This window comes from Nocardioides sp. Root1257, assembly GCF_001425175.1.
In the GTDB taxonomy this organism is placed as follows: Bacteria; Actinomycetota; Actinomycetes; order Propionibacteriales; family Nocardioidaceae; genus Nocardioides.
In genome coordinates this window covers 100,155-125,875 of sequence record NZ_LMDV01000014.1, presented here as the reverse complement: position 1 = coordinate 125,875, position 25,721 = coordinate 100,155, and the positions used below count along the sequence as shown (strand labels likewise).

Genomic DNA, 25,721 nt, shown 5'->3' with positions numbered 1-25,721 from the left:
GGTGCCTGAGATCGGTGGCCGTGCTGATTACGCGTCGGTGACGTCGATCAGCACCTTGCCGACCGCGCCAGCCTCCACAGCATCCTGAGCGGCGGCCGTCTCGGCCAGCCCGAAGTGGTGCAGCGGGACCCCCGCCTCGGCCCCGACCCGGAGCGCCCCGGCCGCGACGGCCGCGTTGACGTCCTCCATCGCAGCCCGGACCAGGTGGTCGTGCAGCGTGTAGAGGATGAGGAACTGGAAGCGAAGGTTCTTCCCGAACGCCGCGCGCAGCGGCATGGTCAGCTCGTCGCCGCCGTTGTTGGCGTAGATCGAGACCAGGCCGTGCACCTTGACCACCTCGAGGTCGATGCCGACGTTCTGGGCGGGCGCCACCTCGACCACGATGTCGACCCCGTCCGGTGCGACCTCGCGGATGGCCTGCGTCGCGTCGGACTCCCGGTAGTTGACGACGTGGTCGGCGCCCGCGGCACGCGCGAGGTCGGCCTTCTCGTCGCTGCTCACGGTCGTGACGACGGTCGCGCCGGACCAGCGGGCCAGCTGGATCGCGGCGTTCCCAACCGCGCCCGCTCCCCCGGCCACCAGCACGACCCGGCCGGCCAGGGTTCCCGGACCGAGCCGGTGGGGTCCGTCCTCGCCGGCGGTCAGCGCCCGGTGCGCCGTCACCGCGGGCACCCCCAGACTCGCGCCGAGGTCGTACGACGCCTCGTCGGCCAGCGGCGCGACCCGCTCGACCGGCTGCACCGTGAACTCGGCCGCGGTGCCGTAGGGCCGGCCGTGCTGGGCGAGCACCAGCCAGACCCGGTCGCCCACGGCGAACTCCTCGACGCCGGGGCCGACCGCGTCGACGACTCCCGCGCCGTCCTGCCCGGGGACGACCTCGTCCCACCCGGCCATCATCCCGGCGCGGAACTTCCAGTCCGTCGGGTTGACGCCCGACCTGACCACCCGCACCCGCACCTCGCCGGGACCGGGCTCGGGCAGGTCGCGCTCGACCGGCTCCAGCACCGACGACGGACCGGTCTCGCGATAGACGACTGCGCGCATGGTGAACCTCTCGCTGGGGAAACAGGGGACCTAACCTCGTCGTAACCCGTCTCCAGGAGGATCCATGCCCGAGCTCCCGTACCGCGACGACGTCCGTGCGCTGCTGCTGAAGCCGAATCCCGCCGTCGTGTCGACCCTGCGCTCCGACGGCCAGCCGATCTCGGTGGCGACCTGGTACCTCCTCGAGGAGGACGACCGGGTGCTGCTCAACATGGACGACACCCGGGTCCGGCTCCAGCACCTGCGGCGCGACCCCCGGGTCAGCCTGACCGTCCTGGACGAGTCCGGCTGGTACACGCACGTGTCCCTGGTCGGTCGGGTCGAGGGCCTGAGCGCGGACGAGGGGCTCGTCGACATCGACCGGCTCAGCACCCACTACACCGGCAAGCCCTATCCCAACCGGGAGAGCCCGCGCACCAGCGCCTGGCTGGTCGTCGAGAAGTGGCACGGGTGGGGTGCTGCGAAGAGCTGACCCACCACCTCCGGCCGGGTCGAGCGGCCGGAGGCAGCGAGCCAGCGGTCAGAGCGCCGCGGCCATCCCGGCGCAGGCCCGCAGCCACTGCATCCGGGTGTTCTCGGACAGCTGCGCGTAGGGCACCACCGAGCCGGCCACGAGCGCCGGGTCGTAGGGGACGCGGTAGACCCCGCGGGTGCGCTGCTGGTAGACGTCCACGAGGTCGGCCGCGAGCTTCGCGTCGACGTTCGCGGACGGGTCGGACAGCACCGTCACCGTCTTGTGCTTGAGATCCTGGTAGCCCGCGTCCTGCAGGGCGTCCAGCATCCACAAACCGCTGTAGCCGGTGTCCTCACGGACCGTCGAGGTGACGACCAGGAGGTCGGCTGCCCCGGCGGCGGCGAGCCAGTTCTCGGCCCGCATGTTGTTGCCGGTGTCGATCAGGATGACTCGGTAGAAGCGCTCCAGGAGCTTGTGCACCGAGTCGAAGTCCGACGCCTTGATGGTCCCGGTCACGTCGGGGCGCTCGTCGGAGGCGAGCACGTCGAAGTGGGCGTCGCCCTGGGAGCGCACGAACGCGCCCAGGTCGCCGATCCGGGACTGGTAGACGTCGGTGAACCGCTCGAGGTCCTCGAGCAGCTCGCGCGTGGTGTTGCGGTGGGCGCTGCGGGTGCCCCGGATGCCGAGGGTGCCGCGGGTCTCGTTGTTGTCCCACGCGACCACGCCGCCGCCGCGGACGGTGCCGAACGTGAAGCCGGCGGCCAGGACGCCGGTCGTCTTCGCGGCGCCGCCCTTGGGGTTGATGAACGCGATGGTGCGCGGGCCGTCGAAGTCGCGCTGGATGGTGGCCCGGTCCTGCTCGTAGGCGAGCTCGTCGGGGCCCATCCGCGGCGTGATCAGGCCGCCGCTCCAGCGGCGGACCTTCCCGCGCCAGCCCCAGGTGGCCGGGCCGTGCTCCTGCTCGGCGTCGCGCCGGTCCAGGAAGTCGGTGGCCGACATGAAGCGGCGTACGTCGCCGGCGGCCTCGTCGGCGCCCGGCTGGGCCGGCGCGGCGGCCACCGGGGCCGTCGTCACCGGCGGGCGGGTGGCTGGCGGACCGGCAGCGGGCGGGGCGGCGGGCGGCGGCGGAGTCGAGGGCCGGTAGGCCGGCGGCGGGGTGTTCGGGGTGCTCGGCGTGCTCGCCGGCTGGGCGACGGGCGGGGCCGTGGGAGGGGCCGCCTCGACCGGCGGCTCCGCGGACGGGAGCGGGTCGGTGAGGGGGTCGCCGTAGGTCATCGGCTCGCGGCCTCCGGCGCCGCCGTCGCGGTTCTCCCGGCGGGCGGCGTACGCCGCGAAGTCCTCCGGCGTGTACAGCCGGTCGCTGGTGTCATCGGCCTCGTGTCGCGAGCCCCCGGAGCTCCATGCTTCCTGCGACATCGGTTCCTCCCTCAGGGCCGGGCCCGTCCCGGCTCCCGCAGGTCCTTCCCCGAAATTGACGTGGTCACACGCACCGGTCGGAGGCTCCTCAGAGATCGGCCAGCGCGGCGGAGATCGCCCGGTGGAAGGTCGGGTAGGCGTAGTGCATCCGGCGCAGGGTCTCGACCGGGATCGCGGCGTGCACGGCCGCGCTGAGCAGGCCGACGACCTCGCCGCCGTACGGCGCGACGACGGTGCCGCCGACCAGCACCCCGCGGTCTGCGTCGGCGACGACCTTGACGATCCCCTCGGCCTCGTTGATCCAGCCGCGCGCCGCGCGCGGGATGTCGGCGTGCCCGACCACGACCCGCAGACCGGCCTCGCGCGCGCCGGCCTCGGTGAGCCCGACGGCCCCGACCTCCGGATCCGTGAACGTCACCCGGCTGACCGCTCGGTAGTCGGCGGTCGGGCCGCCCGCGCCGAGCAGGTCGCGCACCGCGACCTCGGCCTGGTAGAGCGAGACGTGGGTGTACGCGCCCTGGCCGGTGATGTCGCCGACGGCCCAGAGCCGCTCCCCCGCCCGCAGCCACTCGTCGGTGTCCAGGTGGTCGGCGTCCGGGGACAGGCCGACCGTCTCCAGCCCGATGTCGGCGAGGTTCGGGGTGCGGCCGACCGCCACCAGCAGGTGCTGGGCGCCCAGGACCACACCGCCGACCTCGAGGACGAACGCGCCGTCGTGCTCGACCCGGGTCAGCTCGGCGCCGACCCGCACGTCGACGCCGTCGGCGCGCAGCAGTCGGGTGACGACCTCGGCGGCCTCCGGCTCCTCCGGGCCGAGCAGCCGGTCCTCGGCCTCGACCAGCGTCACCCGGGTCCCGAACCGGGCGAACGCCTGCGCCAGCTCGCACCCGATCGGGCCGCCGCCGAGCACGACCAGCGACTCGGGGGTCTCGACCTGCCGCATCACCTCGCGGTTGGTCCAGTACGGCGTCGCGGCGAGGCCGTCGACCGGCGGGACGGTGGGCGCGGTGCCGGTGTCGAGGACGACGCCGAGCCGCGCGTCGTACGTCGTGCCGTCGACCTCGACGCGGCCCGGCCCGGCGAGGCGGCCGTGCCCGCGGACGACCCGGACGCCGGCCTCCTCGAGCGGCCCGGTGTGGGTCTCGTCGTCCCAGTCGTGGTTGGCCTCGCGGATCCGAGCCGCGGCCCGACCCAGCCCCTGCCCGTCGTGGGCCGCATGGATCATCAGCTTCGACGGGGTGCAGCCGTAGAACGGGCACTCGCCGCCCACGAGGTCGCGCTCGACCCCGACGACCCGGAGGCCGGCCTCGGCGAGCTTGCGGGCGGCGTACTCGCCACCCGCGCCGAGCCCGAGCACGACGACATCGACGTCGGAGGTCATGGAGCTCCTAGCGGGAGAGGTGGCGGGCCTGGCACCCGAGGAGCGCCTGGTCGAGCCCGCCGCGGGCGGCCCGGTCGATCCAGTCGCTGTCAGGAGAGATCGGCGAGCGCGGACTCGATGGCGCGGTGGAAGGTCGGGTAGGCATAGATCATCGTCCTGAGCGTGTCGACCGGGACCTCCGCGTGCACCGCGACGGCCAGGAAGCCGAGGATCTCGCCGCCTGCCGGTCCCATCGCGGTCGCACCGACCAGGACCCCGCGGTCGGCGTCCTCGACGACCTTGATCAGTCCGTGCCCACCGGGACCGTGGGTGAAACCGCGCGACGACTGCTCCAGCCGGGTGAGACCGGTGCGCACCGACAGGCCCGCGTCGCGCGCCTGCTGCTCGCTCATCCCGACGCCGCCGATCTCCGGGTCGGTGAAGGTCGCGTGCGGCACCGCGTGGTAGCGGGCGGGGGCACCGTCCTCCCCGAGGACGTCGCGGAGAGCGACCGCGGACTGGTACATCGACACGTGCGTGAATGCGCCCTTGCCCGTCACGTCGCCGATGGCCCACAGGCCGTCCTGGACCCGGAGGTCGTCGTCGGTCGGCAGGGTCCGGGCGTGCGGGTCGAGGCCCACCGACTCCAGGCCGAGGTCGTCGAGGTTGGGGGTCCGTCCGGCCGCCACCAGCACCTTGTCGGCGACCAGCTCCTCGCCGGTGTCGAGGCCGAGGGTGAAGGCGCCCTCGGCGTACGACGCCCGCTGGAGCTCGACGTCGGTGAGCACCCGGATGCCCTCGTGGGCGAAGACCTCGGCGAGCAGCTCCGCCGCCTCGGGCTCGTTGGCCGGCACCAGCCGCGGCCCGTGCTGGACGACCGTCACCCGGACGCCGTACCGGGCGAAGACCTGGGCCAGCTCGCAGCCGATCGGCCCACCGCCGATGACGACCAGGGACCCCGGGAGCTCGGCGAGCTGCACGGCGTCGCGGTTGGTCCAGTACGGCGTGTCCGCGAGCCCGTCCACGGGCGGGACCGCGGGGCGGGTGCCGGGGTTGACCACGACGCCGCGACGCGCGGTGTAGGTGAGCGTCTCGCCGTCGGCGGTCTCGACGGTGACCTGCTTCGGGCCGGCGAGGCGGCCGACGCCGTGGTGCACGGTGGCGCCCGCGTCACGCAGCCGGTCGACGGCGATCGTGTCGTCCCAGTGGGTCGTCGCCTGCTCGTCGATGCGCCGGTGCACGACGCCCCACGACGGCGCGATGGTCGCCTCGCCGGCGACCTCCGCGGCCCGGCGTACCTCCGCGACGACGTCGGCGCCGCGGACCATCATCTTGGTCGGGATGCAGCCGTAGTAGGGACACTCGCCACCGACCAGGTGCTTGTCGACGGCGACGACCTCCAGGCCCGCCTTCGCGGCGCCGGTGGCGAGAGCCTCGCCGCCCGGTCCGGTGCCGATGACGACCAGGTCCACCTCACGCTGAGTCATGTGCCCAGCGTAGGGACATCAGACCAGCGACGCCTTGTTGCGCTGCACCGCGCCGAGGACGCCGTTGACGAACTGCGGCGACTCGTCGGTTGACAGGTCGGTGACCAGGGCCATCGCCTCGCTGATCGCGACGCTGTCGGGCACGTCGTCGGCGTACAGCAGCTCCCAGACGCCGAGGCGCAGGACGTTGCGGTCGACCGCGGGCATCCGCTGGAGGGTCCAGCCCTCGGCGAACTGCGCCAGCACCTCGTCGATGCGGCTGCGGTGCTCCTCGACCCCACGCACCAGGACGGCGGTGTAGTCGTTGGTCGGGCCCTCGCCGTCGGCGATCGCGTTCTCCAGCGCGGTGGTCGCGGACTCGCCGCGCACGTCGGAGGCGAAGAGGACGTCGAGCGCCCGCTTCCGGGCCTTCGAGCGAGCCGACATCAGCCCTTCACGCGCCCCATGTACGACGAGTCGCGGGTGTCGACCTTGACCTTCTCGCCCTGGTTGATGAAGAGCGGGACCTGGATCTCGTGCCCGGTCTCGAGGGTCGCCGGCTTGGTGCGGCCGGTGGCCGAGTCGCCGGCGAGGCCGGGCTCGGTGAAGGTGATGAGCAGCTCGACCGAGGCGGGGAGCTCGATGAAGAGGACGCGGCCCTCGTTGGTGGCCACCACGGCCTCCTGGTTCTCCAGGAGGAAGTTCGCGGCGTTGCCGACGATCTCGGGAGCGATCTCGATCTGCTCGTAGTCGGAGACGTCCATGAAGACGAACGACGAGCCGTCGTTGTAGAGGTACTGCATGGTGCGACGGTCGACCGTGGCGGTCTCGACCTTGGTGCCGGCGTTGAAGGTCTTGTCGACGGTCTTGTTGGACTCGACGTTCTTCAGCTTGGTGCGCACGAACGCGGGGCCCTTGCCCGGCTTCACGTGCTGGAACTCCACCACGGCCCAGAGCTGGCCTTCGATGTTGAGAACCATGCCGTTCTTCAGGTCGTTCGTCGTTGCCATGCGCGCGTAGCCAGCCTTCATGCGTCGGGTGGGTTCATGGGTCACCCACACGGATGGGCACCAGCGCAGGAGTCTATCGGGCGTCCCCGAGGTCGGCAGAATCCGCCGCGCGCGCGTCCCGCTAAGCGAGGTCCCACACGATCCGGACCGTCACGGACGCCTCGTCCCGGCCGGCGCGGATCGGCACCGAGGCTGCCCGGTCGAGCGCAGCGCCGAGGTCGGCGTACTGCTCGACCGGCGTCGGGAGCGGCTTGGCCCGCACCTCGTTGATGGTCACCACGTCGCCGAGGTCCTCGCCCGACGCCGCGGCGTACTGCTCGGCCTTCGTGCGCGCCTCCGCGACGGCGGCGTCGCGGGCCTTCTCCATGACCGCGTCGGTGTCCCCCACCAGGAGCTGGAGGTCGTCGACGCGTACGTCGTTGCCGCCTGCCGCGACCGCGGCGGTCACGGCGGCGCCGCCGTCCTTCAGGTCGTCGACCAGCACCCGGGCGCGCTCCGAGACGTGGTAGCCGCGCAGCACCGGTGGACCGTAGTTCGGGTAGTCGTAGACCGGGTCCATCGACAGCCCGGTGGTCTGCACGTCGCCCTTCTCGACGCCGTGCACCTTCAGCGACGCCAGCACCCGCGACATGGCGCGGTTGGCGGCGTCCAGGGCGTCAGCGAGGTCGGGACGGGTCAGGTTCACCGCCAGGGCGAACGACAGCTGGTCCGGCACCGCGCTGGCGTCCCCGGTCCCGGTCATCGTCAGCTCGTGCTTCTCGGCCGGTGCCGGTGTCGCTTCGTCGGCGGCCTCAGCGGTGCTGCCGCCTCCGCCCGCACCACCCAGCAGGTAGGCGATCACCAGCGCCGCCAGCACCAGGCCCACCAGGAGGAGGCTGCGCACACTCACGCTCACGTTGGAGTCCATGGGTGCTCGGACGGTGGTCCGACGCGATCGGTTCCCGACTGGTCAGCTCCGCGCGACGACCTCCAGGGCCAGCCGGTAGCCGTCGATCCCGTGGCCCTTCACCACCTCGGCGGCGTACGGCGTGACCACCGACGTGTGCCGGAACTCCTCGGGGCGCTGGTGCGGGTCGGAGATGTGCACCTCGACCAGCGGGGCGACCAGCTGGGCGCAGGCGTCGAAGATCGCGTACGAGTAGTGCGTCCACGCGGCAGCGTTGAGCACCACCGGGTTGCCCTCGTCGGCGGCCGCGTTGAGCCAGTCGAGCATCTCGCCCTCGTGGTTGGTCTGCCGGACCTCGACCTCGAGCCCGAGGTCGCGACCCCACCCGACGCACAGGTCGACGAGCTCCGCGTGGGTCGTGCTGCCGTAGATCTCGGGCTGGCGCTTGCCGAGCCGGCCGAGGTTGGGGCCGTTGAGGACCAGTACCTTCGTCACGCGGGACCTCCGATGGCAGCGTAGGCGGCGCGCAGGTCGGCCTCGTCCGGGCCGGCCAGCACCAGGGGCTCGCCGACGTCGCTCAGCACGACGAGGCGGAGGAGGTTGCCGCGCGACTTCTTGTCGACCTTCATGGCGGCGTGCAGGGTCTCGAACGGCGCGCCGTCGTACGTCGTGGGCAGCCCGACCCGGGCGAACGCGGAGTGGTGCCGTGCGACGACCTCGGGTGCGAGGAGGCCCGCGCGCCCGGCCACCTCGGCGACGAAGACGCAGCCGATCGCCACGGCCTCGCCGTGCCGGATCGTGTAGCCCTCGGTGCGCTCGATGGCGTGCGCCAGCGTGTGCCCGTAGTTGAGCGCCTCCCGGCCCGGGTGCCCGTCGCGGCCGCCGGTCTCCTTGAGGTCGGCGGCGACCACCTCGGCCTTGACCCGGATCGCACGCTCGACGAGCTCGTGCAGCACCGCTGAGTCGGCCGTCAGCTCGGCCGGATCCGTCGTCTCGACGAGGTCGAGGATGACCGGGTCGGCGATGAAGCCGCACTTCACGACCTCGCCGAGCCCGGCCACGAGCTCGGCGCGCGGGAGGGTCTCGAGCGTGGCCAGGTCGCAGAGGACGCCGGTGGGCTCGTGGAAGGAGCCGACGAGGTTCTTGCCGGCGCCGGTGTTGATGCCCGTCTTCCCGCCGACCGCGGCGTCGACCATCGCCAGCAGGGTCGTCGGCACGTGCACGACCTTGACCCCGCGCAGCCAGGTAGCGGCCACGAAGCCGCCGAGGTCGGTCGTCGCCCCGCCGCCGTACGTCACGACCGCGTCGGAGCGGGTGAACCCGGCCTCGCCGAGGACCTCCCAGCACCCGGCGGCGACCGTGGCCGTCTTCGCGCTCTCGCCGTCGGGGATCGCGATGCCGATGACCTCGTAGTCGCTCTCGAGTGCCTCGATGACCGGGTCGGCGGACAGGCCCTCCGGGTGCACGACGGCGACCCGGGTGACGCCCGCACCGAGGAGCGTGGGCAGCCGGTCGGCGACGCCGTGGCCGACGACGACGTCGTACGGCGCCGGGCCGGCCACCCGGACCACGGTGCTCATGCTCGCGCCGCCAGCGCCGACACGACCTCGTCGGCGACCTCGTCGGCGTCCCGGCCGTCGGTCTCGACCACCAGCGTGGCGACCGACTCGTAGATCGGGGTGCGCTCGTCGAGCAGGGCCTTGATGCGACCGCGGACGTTGCCGATCAGCAGGGGTCGCGAGGCGCCCAGGCCGACCCGCTTCACGGCGTCCGAGAGGCCGACCCGGAGGAAGACGACGTCGTGACCGGCGAGCAGGTCGCGGGTGCCGGGGTCGAGCACGGCTCCCCCGCCGAGCGCGAGCACCCCGTCGTGGGTCACCAGCGCCTCGGCCACCGCGGCCCGCTCGAGTGCACGGAAGGCGGCCTCGCCGTCGTCGACGAAGATCTCGGAGATCGGCCGTCCCGCGGTCGCCTCGACGTCGTGGTCGGTGTCGCGCAGGTCCGTGCCGAGGCGCTCGGCCACCAGACCGCCGACGGTCGTCTTGCCGGACCCCATCGGCCCGATCAGCACGATCATCGACGGGTCACCGGTAGCGGAGCGTGTCGAGGTAGGACTCGGCGTTGCGCCGGGTCTCCTGGACCGAGTCGCCGCCGAACTTCTCCAGGACCGCCTCGGCCAGCACCAGCGCCACCATCGCCTCGGCGACGATCCCGGCGGCGGGCACGGCGCACACGTCGGACCGCTGGTGGTGGGCGACGGCCTCCTCGCCGGTGGCGAGGTCGACGGTGCGCAGCGCCCGCGGCACGGTCGCGATCGGCTTCATCGCCGCCCGGACCCGCAGGATCTCGCCGGTCGTCATCCCGCCCTCGGTGCCGCCGGAGCGGCCGCTGACGCGCCGGATGCCCTCGGGCGTCGGCACGATCTCGTCGTGGGCGAGCGACCCGGGCGTGGCGGCGAGCTCGAAGCCGTCCCCGACCTCGACCCCCTTGATCGCCTGGATGCCCATCAGGGCACCCGCCAGGCGGGCGTCGAGGCGCCGGTCCCAGTGCACGTGCGAGCCGAGGCCCGGCGGCAAGCCGTGGACGACCACCTCGACGACGCCGCCGAGGGTGTCCCCGTCCTTGTGCGCCTGGTCGATGCGCTCGACCATCAGCTTGCTGGTGTCGGCGTCGAGGCAGCGCACCTCGTCCGCGTCCAGGCGCGTGACGTCGTCGGGCTCGGGCCAGAGCCCGGCCGGGGCGCGGACGCCGCCGAGCTCGATGACGTGCGAGACGATGCGGGCGCCGACGGCCTGCTCGAGGAAGTTGCTGGCGACCCGTCCGAGCGCCACCCTCGCGGCGGTCTCGCGGGCCGAGGCGCGCTCGAGGATCGGCCGGGCGTCGTCGAAGGCGTACTTCTGCATCCCGGCGAGGTCGGCGTGACCGGGCCGAGGACGGGTCAGCGGGGCGTTGCGGGCCATCGCCTCGAGCTCGACGGGGTCGACCGGGTCGGCCGACATCACCTTCTCCCACTTGGGCCACTCGGTGTTGCCGACCTGGATGGCGACCGGGCCGCCCTGGGTCTCGCCGTGCCGGACCCCGCCGACGAGGGTCACCTCGTCCTGCTCGAACTTCATCCGGGCGCCGCGGCCGTAGCCCAGGCGCCGCCGGGCGAGGGCGTCGGCGACGTCGGCCGACGTCACCCGGACATGGGCGGGCAGCCCCTCGAGGATCGCGACCAGGGACGGTCCGTGGGACTCGCCCGCGGTGAGCCAACGCAGCATGGGACCAGTGTTTCACGCGGCGTACGCAGGGGACGGCCGGTCACCCGGAGACGAGATGTCCCCACAGCGTGCCGCCCAGCACGATGCCAGCGACGACGCCCCCGAGCAGGAACGGCCCGAACGGCAGCGGCGTGCGCAGCACCGTGCGGTCGCGGCGCAGGGCAGCTCGGACGACGCCGAGCACGGCGAAGACCACGAAGGCGCCGTAGACGCCGACGAGGAGCTCCGCCCAGCCGAAGTAGCCGAGCACGAAGCCGACGACGGCCGACAGCCGGACGTCGCCGTAGCCCATGCCCGCCGGGTAGAACCACCACAGCGCGTGGAAGAACACGAAGACCACGACCGCGCCGACGACCGCGTGGAGGAGGGCCACCGGGTCTCCGTCGGCCAGGGCGGCCATGGCGGCGAGCACGGCGGTGCCGCCCAGCGTCGGCCAGACGACCTTGGTCGGGATCAGGTGGGTGTGCAGGTCGACGAACGCCAGCGCGACGGCCACGGGGACCAGCGGCAGCAGGAAGAGGAGCGGCCAGTCCAGGCCCACCGATCCGGCGACCAGGCCGCCGGCCACGGCCGAGACCAGCGCCGCTCGCCACGCGAGCCCGGGCAGGGCCGCGACCGGTCCGTAGCGGTCCACCGCCTCCTCCCCGTCCTTCGGGACGGGCTCCGGGATCCGGGCGATCAGTCGTGGCACTCCCCACCCGGCCAGCCCGCACAGGACGACGACCCCGACGAGCCAGAGCGGCACGCCGATCACGCCCGGTGTCGCTCTGCGAGCTCGGCCGCGCCCGCGGACCGCATCACGTCCAGCGGACCGGGCACGCCGGTGAAGAGCTCGAACTGCAGCACGGCCTGGTGGGCGAGCAGGTCGAGGCCGGAGACGAGGACCCGGTCCCCCGCCGACGCCGCGATCGGGGTCGGCCACGGGTCGTAGATCACCTCGAAGACCACCGGGACCTCGGCGCACCTGGCGACGAGGCCTTCGTCCTGGGCAGCCGCCGGGATCGTGCTCACGACGACGTCGCCGGCCACCGCACTGTCTGCGAGAGAGCCCACCTCCACGCTCGGTCCCGACGGATGGGCGGCGATCGCGTCCGCCGCCTCGGTGGCCCGGTCGGGACTGCGGACGAGCAGCCGGACGGAGGTCGCACCCAGGTCGACCATCGCCAGCCCGGTCGACGCCGCCGTCGCACCGCCGCCCAGCACGGTCGCCGTGCGGACCGGACCGTCGTACCTCTCGCGCACCGCGGCAGCCGCCCCGGGCAGGTCGGTGTTGTCTGCCAGCACGACGACGCCGTCCTCGAGGAGGAGCGTGTTGGCGGCGGCGGCCAGCGCCGCGCGCGCGGTGACCGAGCCCGCGAGCCCCAACGCCTTCCGCTTGAGCGGCATCGTCAGCGAGAGCCCCCGCCATCCGCCATCGAGCCCGCGGACGAAGTCGGTGAACTCGACCTCGGGCACCCGGACCGCGTCGTACTCCCAGTCGAGCCCGGTCGCGGCATACCCGGCCCGGTGCAGGACCGGTGACAGCGAGTGGGCGATCGGATCACCCAGGACGGCGCACCTCAGCACGCACCACCGGACTCGTTGGCGCAGTAGTCCTTGAGCTCCTGCTTGAACTGCAGGAACTCGTTGTAGTCGTCGGTGAACTTGGTCTCGCCGGTCTTGAGGTTGACGGTCACGTAGAAGAACCACGGGCCGTCGACCGGGTGGGCGGCCGCGGCGATCGCGTCGTCCCCGGGCGACTCGATCGGCGCCGGCGGCAGGCCCTTCTGCTTGTACGTGTTGTACGGCGAGTCCGCGACCGACTCGATCTGGTCCTGGGTCAGCACCGCGATGCCCGGACGGTCGAGCGCGTAGTTGACCGACGCGTCGATCTGCAGGTAGCCGGCGGCCGGGTTGGGCTCGATCTCCAGGCGGTTGTAGATCACGCGGGCGATCTTGGGCATGTCGTCACCGCGGCCCTCGGCCTGCACGAGGCTCGCGACCGTCATCAGCTCCTGCGGCGTGTAGCCGAGGTCGGCCGCCGCGTTCTCCAGGTCGGCGTCGTCGGCGGCCTGGCGCCAGCGGGTGACCATGGCCTTCAGCATCGACTCCGGCGTGGCGTCCGGTCCGAAGTCGTAGGTGGCGGGGAACAGGTAGCCCTCGGGGTTGCCCTCCGCGTAGTCGGGCAGCCCGAGGGCGCTCGGGTCGTCGAGCACCTTCTCGAAGGCGGCCTTCTTGAACTTCGTCTTCTTCGCCAGGATCGCGACCGTGTCATCGACGCGCAGACCCTCGGGGATCGTCACGGTGGACTTCACCATGTTGCTCGGGTCGACCAGGACCTCGACGACGTCCTTGGACGCCATCTCCTTGTGCAGCGGGAAGTAGCCCGCCTGGATCTTGTTCGAGTCGGGGTTGCCGTTGGCGGCGTCGATGAACGCCTCGACGGAGGCCACGACGCCCTGCGCCTTGAGGTTGCGCCCGATCGCGGACACGGTGTCGCCGTTGCTCACCTGGAAGGTGACCTTGCCGTGGCCGGGGCCCGGGTAGTCCTCGGCCGAGGAGAACTGGTCGCCGATCTTGTCGACGGCCCAGGTGCCGACGAAGTAGACGCCACCGGCGATCACCGCGAGGGCGAGCAGCACCGCGAGGCAGCCCGGCAGGCCGCGTCGGCGGTTGCCACGCCGGCGGCCGCCCTCGTACGACGAGTCCTCGGTCTGGTCGTCGAGGAGCGGCGCGCTCTCGTGGTCCGCGTCGTACTCGTCCGTCATTCAGCTCTCCTCGAGGATCTCCCCCGGCGCGGTCCCCGTCGCGCGCTCGGTGTCCAGTGCGTGCTGCAAGATCAGGACGGCGGCAGCCTGGTCGACCACCGCACGCCGCTTGCCCCCCTTGCGGCCTTGGTCGCGCAGCATAGCCTCCGCCGACACCGTGGTCATGCGCTCGTCGACCAGGCGCACGGGGATCGGCGAGACGCGCCGGGCCAGGCCGGCCGCGAACTCGCGCACCTTGGCGGCCGCCGGCCCCTCCCCGCCCGACAGCGACCGGGGCAGGCCGACGACCACCTCGACGACCGTCGACTCCTCCTGCTCGGCGGACAGGATCTTCGCGATCCGCGCCAGGTCGCCCTTGCCGCGGCGCACCGTCTCCACCGGGCTCGCGAGGAAGCCCGAGGGGTCGCTGCGGGCCACCCCGATCCGCGCGTCGCCGGGGTCGATGCCGAGCCGTACGCCGTAACGCATGTCCGTCAGGGTCGCGGTCAGCCGGCCGCGACCCGGCCGACCTCCGCGGCCACGACGGCCAGCGCCTCGTCGATGCGGGACATGTCGGTGCCGCCGCCCTGGGCGACGTCGTCCTTGCCGCCACCCTTGCCGCCGACCAGCGGGCCGACGGCGCGGACCAGGTCGTTGGCGCTCAGGCCCCGGGCACGTGCCTCGTCGTTGACGGCGGCGACCACCGCGACCTTGCCGTCGGCCGCACCGATGATGACCACGACGCCGGGCTCGCCCTTCGGCAGTCGGCCGCGGACATCGAGCGCGAGCGTGCGGACGTCACCGCCACCCGCGCCGTCCGCACGGTGCGCGACGACGTTGACCGGGCCGATCCTGGCGGCGCCGGACGCGAGCGACCCGCCCGCGGCCAGGAGCTGGCCGACGCGGACCTTCTCGATCTCCTTCTCGGCCGTGCGCAGCCGCTCGACCAGGTCGCCGACCCTGCCGACCAGGTCGTCCGGCTGGGTCTTGAGCAGGCCGGTGAGCTGGGCGACGACGTCGCGCTCGCGCGCCAGGTACCTGAAGCCCTCGACGCCGGTGAACGCCTCGATCCGGCGGTTGCCGGAGCCGACCGACGCCTCGCCGGTGACGACGATGGTGCCGATCTGCGACGAGTGGTCGACGTGGGTGCCACCGCAGAGCTCGCGCGACCACGGGCCGCCGATCTCGACGACGCGGACCTTGGTGTTGTCGTAGGTCTCGCCGAACAGCGCGATCGCGCCCCAGTCCTTGGCCTCCGAGAGGGTCATGTACTGCCAGCCGACCGGCAGGTCGGCGCGGAGTGCCTCGTTGGAGACCTGCTCGATGTCGCGCACCTGCTCCGGCGAGAGCCCCGTCGTCCACCCGAAGTCGAGACGCAGGTAGCCGGGCCGGTTGTAGGAGCCGGACTGCAGCGCCGAGGGCCCGAGCACCTCGCGCAGCGCCGCGTGGACCACGTGGGTGCCGGAGTGCGCCTGACGCGCGCCGGTGCGCCACTCGGGATCGACCTGGGCGTGCAGGAGGTGGTCACCGGGAGTGAACTCGCCGTCGACGACCCGGACCTGGTGGACGACGAGGCCGCGCACCGGGCGCTGCACGTCGAGCACCTCGAGCCGGCCGCCGTCGAACTCGATGGTGCCGGCGTCGGCCGCCTGGCCGCCGGACTCGGCGTAGAACGGCGTCCGGTCGAGCACCAGCTCGCCGACGTCGCCCGCGACGAGGACGGGCGCGGGGCTGCCGCCCACGAGCAGCGCGAGCGCGTTGGACTCGGTCTCGAGCGTCTCGTAGGCAAGCCACTCCGTGGGGCCGTGCTCGTCGAGGATGGTGCGGTAGGCGCCGGTGTCGGCGTGCTGGCCGCGCTTGGCGCGCGCGTCCGCCTTGGCGCGCTCGCGCTGCTCGGCCATCAGCGACCGGAAGCCCTGCTCGTCGACCGCGAGCCCCGCCTCGGACGCCATCTCCAGCGTGAGGTCGATCGGGAAGCCGTAGGTGTCGTGCAGGGCGAACGCCTCGTCTCCGGAGAGCGTGCTGCCGCCGGACTTCTTCACGCCCTGCGCGGCGAGGTCGAAGATCTGGGTGCCGGCCTGGAGCGTCTTGCGGAACGTCTCCTCCTCGGCGTACGCCACCCGCGAGATCCGCTCCCAGTCGGTGTGCAGGTCGGTGTAGGTCTCCCCCATCTTGTCCCGGCTCACCGGGAACAGCTCGGGGAGCGCCGGGTCCTCGTAGCCCAGCAGCCGCATCGACCGGACCGCGCGGCGCAGCAGCCGCCGCAGCACGTAGCCGCGCGCCTCGTTGCCGGGCGTGACGCCGTCGCCGATGAGCATCATCGAGCTGCGGACGTGGTCGGCGACGACCCGGAACCGTACGTCGTCCTCGTGGTCGGCGCCGTAGCGGCGGCCCGTGAGCTGCTCGGCCATCTGGATGACCGGGAACATCACGTCGATCTCGTACATGTTCTCGACGCCCTGCGTCATGAACGCGACCCGCTCGAGACCCATGCCGGTGTCGATGTTCTTCTTCGGCAGCGAGCCGGAGATGTCGAAGTCCTCCTTGGACCGCACCGCGCTCAGCTCGTCCTGCATGAAGACGAGGTTCCAGAACTCCAGGTAGCGGTCCTCGGCGGAGAAGTCGCCGTCGGCGCCGTACGCCGGGCCGCGGTCGATGAGGATCTCCGAGCACGGGCCGCCGGGGCCGGGGACGCCCATCGACCAGTAGTTCTCGGACTTGCCCAGGCGCGCGATCCGGTCGTCGGGCAGGCCGGTGATCTTGCGCCAGAGCGCGACCGCCTCCGGGTCGTCGACGTACACGCTCGGGTAGAGCTTCGCCTCGTCGAAGCCCCAGCCGCCGTCGGCGACCGGCTTGGTGACCAGGTCCCACGCGAGCTCGATCGCGTGCTCCTTGAAGTAGTCGCCGAACGAGAAGTTGCCGCACATCTCGAAGAAGGTGCCGTGCCGGGTCGTCTTGCCGACGTCCTCGATGTCGGGCGTGCGCACGCACTTCTGCACGCTGGTCGCGCGGTCGTACGGCGGGGTCTCCTGGCCGAGGAAGTACGGCTTGAACGGGACCATGCCGGCGTTGACGAACAGCAGGTTCGGGTCGTCGAGCAGCAGCGAGGCCGAGGGCACCGGGGTGTGGCCGTCGCGCTCGAAGTGAGCCACGAACCTCCGGCGGATCTCCGCGGTGTCCATCAGTTGCTGCCTTCCTTGTCCTGCGTCGTCTGCTGGGTGGCGACCGCCTTGTGGCGGCCTCCGGTGAGCTCGGGAGTTCCATGAGGCACGAGACCCAGTCGCTCGCGCAACTCGGATTCCTTCTCGGCCTGGCCCTGCGCCACCTCGTCGCGGACCAGGCGGGCGCCGACCTCGAGGGCGCCGAGGCGATCCTTGAGCCCGTCGACGGTGAACACCTCGGCCGCGCGCCGGCCCCGGACCATCACGTAGACGGCGGTGCCGGCCCCGGCGACGAACCAGAGCCCGCGTCTCATGCGGCGCTGCCCTCCTCGGGCAGGTCGGCGCGCTGGCGCTGCTGCCACTCGCGCACGGCTTCGCGGGTGTCGGCCTTGCGCTGCTTGCGGGCGCGCTTCACCTCGCGCTTCATCTCGAACCGGATCCGGTTGCGGGTCTCCGGGTCGAGCGCACGGCGTACGCCGTGGGCGAACGAGGCGGCCTTCACCACGGTCTCGCGCAGCACCAGGTCGGCGAACAGCGCCGTCCCGATCGCCGGCGCCGGCTCGTCCTCGGCCCTCTCGGAGGACTGGTCACGGCCGAGGTCGGTGATCACGAACGACGCCTCGGGCGTCGCCTTCGGGCGGTCCAGGCGGCGCTCGAGCGCGGCCACCTGGTCGCGGAGGGCGGCGGTCTCCGCCTGCGCCTCCGCCTGGACTCGCGCGATCGTCCGCTCGGTGCGGGACCGGGCCCTCAGGAGCACGACGGCCAGGGCCAGCGCCACCAGCGCAAGCACCCCCGCCACCACGGGCACGATCCAGTCCTGCATGGTGACCGACCCTATCGCGGGTCTCCACCTCGGATGATCCGGCGTACGCGTTCCCAGCGCTCCTTGATCGACGCCTCCGCGCCCAGGGAGGTCGGCTGGTAGTACTCGCGGTCCAGCACGACGTCGGGGGCGTACTGCTGCTCGGCGACGCCGAACGGCTCGTCGTGGCTGTACTTGTACGTCGAGCCGTGGCCGATCTTCTTCGCGCCGGCGTAGTGGGCGTCGCGCAGGTGCGGTGGCACCTGGCCGATCTTGCCGGCCCGCACGTCGGCGACGGCGGCCCCGATCGCGGTCGTGACCGCGTTGGACTTCGGGGCGACCGCGAGAGCGATGGTCGCGTGCGCGAGCGTCAGCTGGGCCTCGGGCATCCCGATCAGCTGCACCGTCTGCGCCGCCGCGACTGCCGTCTGGAGCGCCGTCGAGTCGGCGAGGCCGATGTCCTCCGACGCCAGGATCATCAGGCGCCGGGCGATGAACCGCGGGTCCTCCCCCGCCTCGATCATCCGCGCCAGGTAGTGCAGGGCGGCGTCCGCGTCGGAGCCGCGCACCGACTTGATGAACGCGCTGACCACGTCGTAGTGCTGGTCGCCCTGCCGGTCGTAGCGCACCGCGGCGCGGTCCACGGCGGTCTCGGCCGTCGCAAGGTCGACCGTGTCCAGTCCCTGCGACGTCGCGGCCCCGGTCGCCGCCTCGAGGTAGGTCAGGGACCGACGGGCGTCCCCGCCGGCCAACCGGACCAGGTGCTCGAGCGCCTCCTCCTCGACCGCGACCCGGCCGCCGAGGCCACGCTCGTCGACCAGGGCCTGGTCCAGCACCGCGCGTACGTCGGCGTCGGTCAGCGACTCGAGGCGGAGCAGCAGGCTGCGCGAGAGCAGTGGCGAGATCACGCTGAAGAACGGGTTCTCGGTGGTCGCGGCGATCAGGGTCACCCACCGGTTCTCGACCCCGGGCAGCAGCCCGTCCTGCTGGGCCTTGCTGAAGCGGTGCACCTCGTCGACGAAGAGCACCGTCTCACGACCGGTCGCGACCAGCTCGGCGCGCGCCGAGTCGATGGCCGCCCGCACCTCCTTGACACCGGCGGACACGGCCGAGACCTCGACGAAGCGCCGGTCCGTCTGCTGGCTGACGATCGAGGCGATCGTGGTCTTGCCCGTGCCCGGAGGACCCCAGAGCAGCAGCGACATCGACTGGTCGCCCTCGACCAGCTGGCGCAGCGGCGAGCCCGGGGCGCGCAGCTGCTCCTGGCCGACCAGCTCGTCGAGCGTCCGCGGCCGCATCCGGACCGCGAGCGGTGCGGACGCGTGCGTGTTCGCGTTCAGCGAGCCGCCCCCGGTGCGCGCGGCAGCACCGGGGGTCTCGAACAGTCCGTCGTCCACGCAGTCAGGCTAGGTGGTGCAGGGTCAGGCCGACGCCATGGTCTTGCGCTCGAGGTCGAACCAGGTGTCGGAGTAGCCCGGCTCGTCCGCCGCCAGGGCCGACGGGGTCGCCCCCGGGTCCGGTGCGCCGCTGTCGTCGACGCCGAGCAGGCCGGTCGTGACCGGCCTGTCGGGGTGCTGGCCGAGCTCGCCCGCGAAGTGGCAGGCGACCTTGTGGCGCTGACCGATCTGGAGGAGCGGCGGCTCGACCCGTGCACAGATCTCCTGCGCGATCGGGCAGCGGGTGCGGAACCGGCAGCCGGACGGCGGGTTGATCGGGCTCGGGACGTCGCCCTCGAGTCGGATCCGCTCGCGACGGCCACCGATCGCCGCCTGCTTCACGTCGGGCACCGCGGAGAGCAGCGCCTGCGTGTACGGGTGGTTGGGGCGGTTGTAGAGCGTCTCGCGGTCGGCGATCTCGACGATCTTGCCGAGGTACATGACCGCGATCTCCGGGCAGAAGTGCCGGACGACGGCGAGGTCGTGGGCGACGAAGAGGAACGCGATGTTGAACTCGCGCTGCACGTCCTGGAGCAGGTTGATCACCTGCGCCTGGATCGAGACGTCGAGCGCCGAGACCGGCTCGTCGGCGACCAGCACCTTCGGCTGCAGCGTGAGCGCGCGGGCGATGCCGATGCGCTGGCGCTGGCCGCCGGAGAACTCGTGCGGGTAGCGGTTGTAGTGCTCGGGGTTGAGACCGACGATCTCGAGCAGCTCCTGCACCCGGGGCAGGATCTTGTCCTTCGGGACCACCTTGTGGATCGCCAGCGGCGCGCCGACGATCGCGCCGACCGAGTGCCGCGGGTTCAGCGAGGTGTACGGGTCCTGGAAGATCATCTGGATCTCGCGACGCAGCGGCTTGAGCTGGCGCGAGCTGATGTTGGTGATGTCGCGGCCGTTGAAGTTGATCGAACCACCGGTCGGCTCGTACAGCCGGGTGATCAGGCGCCCGGTCGTCGACTTGCCACAGCCGGACTCACCCACCAGGCCGAGGGAGCCGCCCTCGGGGACCTGGAAGGACACCCCGTCGACCGCCTGGACGTGGCCGATCGTGCGGCGGATCACGCTCGAGGACTTCACCGGGAAGTACATCTTGAGGTCGCGGACCTCGATGATCGCCTTCGCGTCGGGGTTCGCCACCGAGGCGGCGTGCCCCTCGACGGGCGACAGGTAGTCGATCTCGTCGGCATCGACCGGGTCCTCGGTGCGCGAGATCGGGTCGTCCTGGGGCAGGAAACCGGCTGTGGCAGGCAGTGGCGTCAGCTTGTCGTCGCCGTGCTTGTCGTTCATCGCTCTTCCTCCACCAGGTCCGGCGCGATCTCCGGCAGGACCTCTCGTTCGTAGACGGCGTCAGGGTTCGTCAGGTGGCACCGCTTCAGGTGCGTCTCCGTCCGAGTGCCTGGCGCCAGTTCGGGCAGGGTCGTCACGCAGAGGTCGCCCTCGACCTTGTCCCGGTGCGGGCAGCGCGGGTGGAAGGCGCAGCCGGACGGGGGGGTGAGCAGCGACGGCGGGTTGCCCGGGATCGGGATCAGCCGTGCGTTCGTGTCGCCGGAGACATCGGGCACGCTCGAGAGCAGGCCCCAGGTGTAGGGCATCTCCGGGTGCGTCAGGATCTCCTTGCAGGTGCCGACCTCGACGGCCCGGCCGGCGTACATGACCAGCACCTCGTCCGCGACCTCGGCGATGACACCGAGGTCGTGCGTGATGATGATGACCGCCGACTCGAACTCCTTCTGGAGGTCCTGGAGGAGGTCGAGGATCTGGGCCTGCACGGTCACGTCGAGCGCCGTGGTCGGCTCGTCGGCGATCAGCAGGCTGGGGTTGTTGATCAGCCCCATCGCGATCATCGCGCGCTGGCGCATGCCGCCGGAGAACTGGTGCGGGTAGTCGTCCACGCGCCGGTCCGGCTGGGGGATCCCTACCCGGTCGAGCATCTCGATCGCCCGGGCGCGGGCGGCCTTCTTGCTCACGTTGTGGTGGACCCGGTAGGCCTCGCCGATCTGGTTGCCGACCGTGTAGTACGGGTGCATCGCCGACAGCGGGTCCTGGAAGATCATCGCGACGTCCTTGCCGCGCCGCCGCCGCATCTGCTCGTCGGAGAGCTTCAGCAGGTCGGTGCCGTCGAGCAGGATCTCGCCGCTGACCTGGGCACTGGTCTTGCGGTGCAGCCCGAGGATCGCCGAGCTGGACACGGACTTCCCGGAGCCGGACTCGCCGACGATGCCGAGGGTCCGGCCCTTCTCGAGGTCGAACGAGAGGCCGTCGGTGGCCTTGACGATGCCGTCGACGGTCGGGAAGTGGACCTTCAGGTCGCGGACCGAAAGATAGCTGGACACAGGGATCCCCTCAGCCGACGCGAACGCGCGGGTCGATGACGGCGTAGAGCACGTCGACGATGATGTTGGCCACGATGACGAAGGTGCCCAGGAGCAGCACCAGACCGATGATCGTCGGCAGGTCATTGGTCGTGTTGGCGTCGAACGCGAGCTTGCCGAGTCCGTTGTAGTTGAAGACCGTCTCGGTGATGATCGCGCCGCCCATCAGGCCCGCGAAGTCGAGGCCGACGAGCGTCACCAGCGGGGTCAGCGCGGCGCGCATGCTGTGCTTGAAGAGCACCCGACCCGACTTCAGGCCCTTGGCGCGCGCCGTGCGGACGTAGTCCTCCGACATCGACTCGAGCACGAAGGCGCGCGTCATCCGCACGTAGCCGGCCATGTAGAGCACGGCCAGGGTGACGGCGGGCAGCAGCAGGGAGGTCATCCACGCCCCGACGCCGGCCTCGGCGATCGGCGAGTAGACGGGCACCTCGACCCATTGCCACTTGATCGCGATGAACTTCAGCAGGAACAGACCGATGAAGAACGCTGGGAAGGCATAGAGGACCAGGGAGACCGCCACGATCCCCCGGTCGATGAGCGTGCCTCTTCGTACCGCGGCTATCACGCCGAAGAGCACACCGAAGAACAACCAGAGCACCAGGGCGGCGATGGAGATCGAGAGGGAGACCGGGAAGGCCTCCTTCATCAACTCGTTGACTGTCTTGGTGTTGACGACCGAGTAGCCGAAGCACGGAGCCGGGCAGTGCGTCACCAGCTCGGGGGCCGCGGCACGCAGCTCCGGGTCGTCCGGGTAGTCGCGACCCTGCACGACGCCCTTGAGGAAGTTGGTCCACTGCACGACGACGGGCTTGTCGTAGCCGAGCGACTTGCGGGTCTGCTCGCGCAGCTCTGGTGAGCAGTTCTTGCCGCACGCGTAGCGCGCCGGGTCGACAGGCGAGGCGAAGAACAGCACGAACGTCACCAGGCTCATCACGATCAGCATGATCACGCCGACGAAACAGCGTCGGATGACGTAGGCCAACATCGGGGGACCACCTCGGATAGATCAGGTGCGGGGGTGCAGCGGGCTCAGCACGGTAGTGCTGGAACCAGCATGCACCCTGGACGGAGGTGAGGGTGAGGACCCCTCGACGAGGCCCTCACCCCCGGTTGCCGGGCGGCCGCTGGTGAGCGACCGCCCGACAGGGTGTTAGTGGTGCAGTCCTAGGATCAGGACTCCACGCCGATGGCACCCAGGTCCGGGAAGCTGGAGCTCGCCGGGGTGGTGGTGAAGTTGGTCACCTTGGAGCCGTGGAGGAAGTAGAACTGCGCGATCTCCAGCGGGATGTAGGCGACGTCCTGGCCGAGCTGGATGTCAGCCTGCTGCAGGGCAGCGGTCTGGTCCTCCAGCGAGGTGGCGTTGGCGGCCTGGTCGACGAGCTTGTTGAACGCGTCGCTCTTGTAGGCGCCGTAGTCCTGGCCGTCCGAGTTCTCGGTCAGGTTCGGGCGGCTGTCGAACAGCGGCGGGGTGACGGTGATGGCGGAGGGCCAGTCGGAGCCCCAACCGCCCCAGATGACGTCGCTGTCCTTGGTCGGCTTCTGGATGACGTCGTAGTAGGTGTCACCGAGACCGTCGAGGGTCGTGTCGAAGCCGGCAGCGTCCCACGTCTCCTTGAGCGCGGCGGCCTGCTTGTCGGCAGTCTCCGTGCTCGGGTACGTGAAGGTGAGCGGGTACGGCATCTGGACGCCGGCCTCTTCGAGCAGCTTCTTGGCCGCGGCCGGGTCACCCTCCTGCGGACCGGAGAACGCCGGGTTGTCCTGGTAGCCGACAACGGCCGGGTTCACGATCGACTCGGCGGGCGCGAACGCCTTCTCGCCACCACCGGCGTCGATCCAGGCCTGCGCGTTGGTCGCGACCTTGAGGGCCTCGCGGACCTTCGGGTCGGACATCTTGCGGAAGTTCGGCACCAGGTAGTCGACGTACGGCGACGCCTCGAGCGTGGCCCGGTCGGCGACCGCGCCCTCGATCTGGTTGAAGTACGGCGCCGGGACGCGCTGGCTGGTGACGGCGGTCTGCGCGTCACCGGTGTCAGCGATCAGCTGGTCGTAGATGGTCTCGGTGGTCTGACCGATGTTGAACACGATCGAGTCCGGCAGCGCCCGGCGGATGTTCTCCGGGTCGTCCGTCTTCGGGTCGTAGTTGTCGTTGCGGACCAGCGTCGCACCCTTGTTCTTGCTCCAGGCGCCGTCCAGCTTGTAGGGGCCGTTGGAGAAGATCTGGAAGTTGGACTTGTCGCCGTTGTCCTTGTCCTGGCGGTACGGGTCCATCATGTGCAGCGCCGCGATGGCGAGCGGGAAGTCCGGCCACGGCTTGTTGAAGTTGTACGTGATGGTGTTGCCGTCGCAGGTGATGGCCTTGTCGAACAGGTCCTGGCCGTCGCCCTTGTAGGGGCCGTCGTAGGCCGGCAGACCGGTCTTCGAGTCGGTCGGGATGTCCAGGTAGCTCAGCAGGTAGTTCGGGCCACCGGTGATGACGTCGGTCGCGAACACACGGGAGGCGCCGTACTTGAAGTCCTCACACGTGATCGGCTGGCCGTCCTCCCACTTGACACCGTCCTTGACGGTGAAGGACCAGACCTTGCCGCCGTCCGACGACGTGCCCGTGTCGGTCGCCAGGTCGGCGACCGGGGTGTTCGACACCTTCGGGTCGGTCGAGATCGGGAACGTCACCAGCTGGCGGTAGACCGTCCGGCTGAAGTTGGTGATGTCACGGCCGACGTAGATCCGCTGGGGGTCGACGTGCTCGATGGGCGCGAAGATGAGGTAGTTGAGGGTGCCACCGGTCGCACTGGAGGTGGGCCCGCCACCGGCCTTGCCATCACTGCTGCTGTCGCTGCCGCCACAGGCCGCGAGGCCTCCGGCGAGGGCGATCGCAGCGGTGGCCGCAAGGACCCGCTTTCGATACGTGAACATTACTTCTCCTTGAGTGTGTGTCGCGCCTGGAGCGGCGGCACCTTCGGCGACTCCGTATCACCGAAATCTGGGGACTGCACGGGGTTGGTCAACGCGCCGTCTTGGGATCGAGCGCGTCGCGGATGCCATCACCGAGCAGGTTGAAGCTGACCACGATGATCATGATCAGGAAGGCTGGCATGAAGAAGAAGATGAAGTCGGCCGACGAGTAGTTGATCGAGCTCTTCAGGATGTTGCCGAGGGTCGGGGTCGGCGGGTGGATGCCGACGCCGAGGTAGCTCAGCGCCGCCTCGGCCGAGATGTAGGCCGGCATGGTCAGCGTGAACGTGACCAGCAGCGGCGCCCACAGGTTCGGGAGGATCTCCTTGAAGTAGATCCGGCGGCGCGACGCGCCGAGCAGTACGGCGGCGTCCACGAACTCGCGCTCGCGCACCGACAGCACCTGGCCGCGGATGATGCGGGCGATGCCGGGCCAGCCGAAGAGCGCGAGCACGAACACGACGTACGTCGCGTTGGGCAGCGGATCGGCGAAGCCTCCCGGGAGGATGTCGGCCATCAGCTGGATGCCCATGCTGGAGAGCGCCAGCAGCATCAGCGTGGACGGGAACGACAGCGTCAGGTCGATGCTGCGACCGATGATCGCGTCGACCCAGCCGCCCGTGAAGCCGGCGATGATGCCGAGCACCGCGCCGACCACGATGGCGATCAGCGTCGCGGAGAGTGCGATCGCCAGCGAGAAGGTCAGGCCGTACCAGATCCGGGACAGCACGTCGCGACCCGTCTGCGGCTCCACGCCCAGCGGGTGGTCCCAGCTGATCCCGCCGAGCCGGCCGATCGGCAGGCCACCGGTGTTCGGGTCGGTGAGGTCCTGGTGGAAGGTCGTCGGGTCGAGCACGCCTGCCTTGACCAGGAAGGGTGCGGCGATGGCGGCCGAAATGTAGAGCACGACGACCACGAACGAGACCATCGACAGCTTGTCGCGACGGAACCGGCCGATGGCGAGCCGGGTCGGCGACTGACCCTTGAGCTTGGAGAGGTCACCCTCCGGCGCGCCCGTGGGGTCCGGCAGCTGCTCGCTCTCCAGGTTGGAGGCAGTCGTTGTCATGGCACCTCTGTCTACTCGGTTCCCTCGGCGTTGACCCTGGTCCAGATGGCGGACCTGGGGTCGACGACCGAAGCGACTGTATGTGACGCCGACGCATCATCGGGTCTTCTGCGTGTAACGATCTGGTCTCGACAAAGCCGCTCTACATTCGCCCAAATCGGCGTGGCGCGCAACACCCTCCGCCGTTGGTCTCCGACGGCCGCGGACCTTGCGCCGAACGGCAGTCGGGACCAGAGGACGTACGGCGCGGCCTCCGCGTCGTGCGCCCTCCGGGGGGCGCGGATCACATTGCGGACGCAGC

The 25,721-nt window shown here is 71.3% G+C and carries 25 protein-coding genes; 1 reads left to right on the top strand and 24 read right to left on the bottom strand.

The annotated features are described in order from the left end of the window. Window positions 1-27: 27 nt before the first annotated feature. A complete protein-coding gene (locus ASC77_RS24650) occupies window positions 28-1,044 on the bottom strand; it encodes an NADPH:quinone reductase (RefSeq protein WP_056159515.1) in 1,017 nt (338 codons plus the stop codon). A 64-nt stretch (window positions 1,045-1,108) separates the two neighbouring features. Between ASC77_RS24650 and ASC77_RS24645 the strand changes: the two genes are divergently transcribed. Next, the gene (locus tag ASC77_RS24645; protein WP_056159513.1) at window positions 1,109-1,516 is read left to right on the top strand and encodes a PPOX class F420-dependent oxidoreductase; all 408 of its coding nucleotides are present in this window, start codon (window positions 1,109-1,111) and stop codon (window positions 1,514-1,516) included. Between the two features lie 48 nt (window positions 1,517-1,564). Here ASC77_RS24645 and ASC77_RS24640 read toward each other — a convergent pair whose 3' ends face one another. From ASC77_RS24640 to ASC77_RS24530, 23 genes are all read right to left on the bottom strand, one after another. Then, the gene (locus ASC77_RS24640) at window positions 1,565-2,914 is read right to left on the bottom strand and encodes a MinD/ParA family protein (RefSeq protein ID WP_056159510.1); all 1,350 of its coding nucleotides are present in this window, start codon (window positions 2,912-2,914) and stop codon (window positions 1,565-1,567) included. 88 nt (window positions 2,915-3,002) lie between these two features. After that, the gene (locus ASC77_RS24635) at window positions 3,003-4,295 is read right to left on the bottom strand and encodes a dihydrolipoyl dehydrogenase family protein (RefSeq protein ID WP_056159507.1); all 1,293 of its coding nucleotides are present in this window, start codon (window positions 4,293-4,295) and stop codon (window positions 3,003-3,005) included. An 89-nt stretch (window positions 4,296-4,384) separates the two neighbouring features. Continuing rightward, window positions 4,385-5,761 (bottom strand): dihydrolipoyl dehydrogenase family protein, encoded by a 1,377-nt coding sequence (locus ASC77_RS24630; protein ID WP_056159504.1) that lies wholly within the window; start codon window positions 5,759-5,761, stop codon window positions 4,385-4,387. 18 nt (window positions 5,762-5,779) lie between these two features. After that, window positions 5,780-6,187 (bottom strand): transcription antitermination factor NusB, encoded by a 408-nt coding sequence (nusB, locus tag ASC77_RS24625; protein ID WP_056159501.1) that lies wholly within the window; start codon window positions 6,185-6,187, stop codon window positions 5,780-5,782. Beyond that, window positions 6,187-6,750, bottom strand: a complete 564-nt coding sequence (gene efp / locus ASC77_RS24620; RefSeq protein WP_056159746.1) for an elongation factor P — start codon at window positions 6,748-6,750, stop codon at window positions 6,187-6,189. Before efp ends, nusB begins: the two co-directional genes overlap by 1 nt. A 121-nt stretch (window positions 6,751-6,871) precedes the next feature. Continuing rightward, window positions 6,872-7,657 (bottom strand): SIMPL domain-containing protein, encoded by a 786-nt coding sequence (locus ASC77_RS24615; RefSeq protein WP_056159499.1) that lies wholly within the window; start codon window positions 7,655-7,657, stop codon window positions 6,872-6,874. Window positions 7,658-7,699: 42 nt separating this feature from the next. Further along, on the bottom strand, window positions 7,700-8,131 hold the full coding sequence (locus tag ASC77_RS24610; protein WP_056159496.1) for a type II 3-dehydroquinate dehydratase: 432 nt from the start codon (window positions 8,129-8,131) through the stop codon (window positions 7,700-7,702). After that, window positions 8,128-9,216: a 3-dehydroquinate synthase gene (gene aroB / locus ASC77_RS24605; protein WP_056159493.1), complete on the bottom strand. Its 1,089-nt coding sequence runs from the start codon at window positions 9,214-9,216 to the stop codon at window positions 8,128-8,130. The genes ASC77_RS24610 and aroB overlap by 4 nt, the downstream gene beginning before the upstream one ends. Beyond that, window positions 9,213-9,713 (bottom strand): shikimate kinase, encoded by a 501-nt coding sequence (locus ASC77_RS24600; protein WP_235547949.1) that lies wholly within the window; start codon window positions 9,711-9,713, stop codon window positions 9,213-9,215. Before ASC77_RS24600 ends, aroB begins: the two co-directional genes overlap by 4 nt. Window positions 9,714-9,720: 7 nt before the next feature. After that, window positions 9,721-10,899 carry a chorismate synthase gene (aroC, locus tag ASC77_RS24595; RefSeq protein ID WP_156391278.1) on the bottom strand — a complete coding sequence of 393 codons (1,179 nt, stop codon included), beginning with the start codon at window positions 10,897-10,899 and terminating at the stop codon, window positions 9,721-9,723. Window positions 10,900-10,939: 40 nt separating this feature from the next. Beyond that, window positions 10,940-11,644, bottom strand: a complete 705-nt coding sequence (locus tag ASC77_RS24590; protein ID WP_157560363.1) for a prepilin peptidase — start codon at window positions 11,642-11,644, stop codon at window positions 10,940-10,942. Window positions 11,645-11,649: 5 nt separating this feature from the next. Continuing rightward, complete coding sequence (locus tag ASC77_RS24585) at window positions 11,650-12,465, bottom strand: shikimate dehydrogenase (RefSeq protein ID WP_056159487.1); 816 nt, start codon at window positions 12,463-12,465, stop codon at window positions 11,650-11,652. Then, the gene (gene mltG / locus ASC77_RS24580; RefSeq protein WP_056159486.1) at window positions 12,459-13,646 is read right to left on the bottom strand and encodes an endolytic transglycosylase MltG; all 1,188 of its coding nucleotides are present in this window, start codon (window positions 13,644-13,646) and stop codon (window positions 12,459-12,461) included. Before mltG ends, ASC77_RS24585 begins: the two co-directional genes overlap by 7 nt. Further along, on the bottom strand, window positions 13,647-14,114 hold the full coding sequence (ruvX, locus tag ASC77_RS24575) for a Holliday junction resolvase RuvX (RefSeq protein ID WP_056159483.1): 468 nt from the start codon (window positions 14,112-14,114) through the stop codon (window positions 13,647-13,649). Window positions 14,115-14,131: 17 nt separating this feature from the next. Then, the gene (alaS, locus tag ASC77_RS24570) at window positions 14,132-16,807 is read right to left on the bottom strand and encodes an alanine--tRNA ligase (RefSeq protein ID WP_056159481.1); all 2,676 of its coding nucleotides are present in this window, start codon (window positions 16,805-16,807) and stop codon (window positions 14,132-14,134) included. Continuing rightward, a complete protein-coding gene (locus ASC77_RS24565) occupies window positions 16,807-17,100 on the bottom strand; it encodes a DUF6167 family protein (RefSeq protein WP_056159478.1) in 294 nt (97 codons plus the stop codon). Before ASC77_RS24565 ends, alaS begins: the two co-directional genes overlap by 1 nt. Next, window positions 17,097-17,609: a hypothetical protein gene (locus ASC77_RS24560; RefSeq protein WP_056159475.1), complete on the bottom strand. Its 513-nt coding sequence runs from the start codon at window positions 17,607-17,609 to the stop codon at window positions 17,097-17,099. The genes ASC77_RS24565 and ASC77_RS24560 overlap by 4 nt, the downstream gene beginning before the upstream one ends. An 11-nt stretch (window positions 17,610-17,620) precedes the next feature. Next, window positions 17,621-18,985: a replication-associated recombination protein A gene (locus ASC77_RS24555; RefSeq protein ID WP_056159472.1), complete on the bottom strand. Its 1,365-nt coding sequence runs from the start codon at window positions 18,983-18,985 to the stop codon at window positions 17,621-17,623. A 24-nt stretch (window positions 18,986-19,009) separates the two neighbouring features. Next, on the bottom strand, window positions 19,010-20,116 hold the full coding sequence (locus ASC77_RS24550; RefSeq protein WP_235547964.1) for a dipeptide ABC transporter ATP-binding protein: 1,107 nt from the start codon (window positions 20,114-20,116) through the stop codon (window positions 19,010-19,012). Between the two features lie 194 nt (window positions 20,117-20,310). Beyond that, the gene (locus ASC77_RS24545) at window positions 20,311-21,360 is read right to left on the bottom strand and encodes an ABC transporter ATP-binding protein (protein WP_235547948.1); all 1,050 of its coding nucleotides are present in this window, start codon (window positions 21,358-21,360) and stop codon (window positions 20,311-20,313) included. Between the two features lie 10 nt (window positions 21,361-21,370). Next, on the bottom strand, window positions 21,371-22,387 hold the full coding sequence (locus ASC77_RS24540) for an ABC transporter permease (RefSeq protein WP_056159466.1): 1,017 nt from the start codon (window positions 22,385-22,387) through the stop codon (window positions 21,371-21,373). A gap of 185 nt (window positions 22,388-22,572) precedes the next feature. Further along, window positions 22,573-24,315 (bottom strand): ABC transporter substrate-binding protein, encoded by a 1,743-nt coding sequence (locus ASC77_RS24535; protein WP_056159462.1) that lies wholly within the window; start codon window positions 24,313-24,315, stop codon window positions 22,573-22,575. A gap of 88 nt (window positions 24,316-24,403) precedes the next feature. Then, complete coding sequence (locus ASC77_RS24530; protein WP_056159459.1) at window positions 24,404-25,420, bottom strand: ABC transporter permease; 1,017 nt, start codon at window positions 25,418-25,420, stop codon at window positions 24,404-24,406. Window positions 25,421-25,721 lie beyond the last annotated feature (301 nt).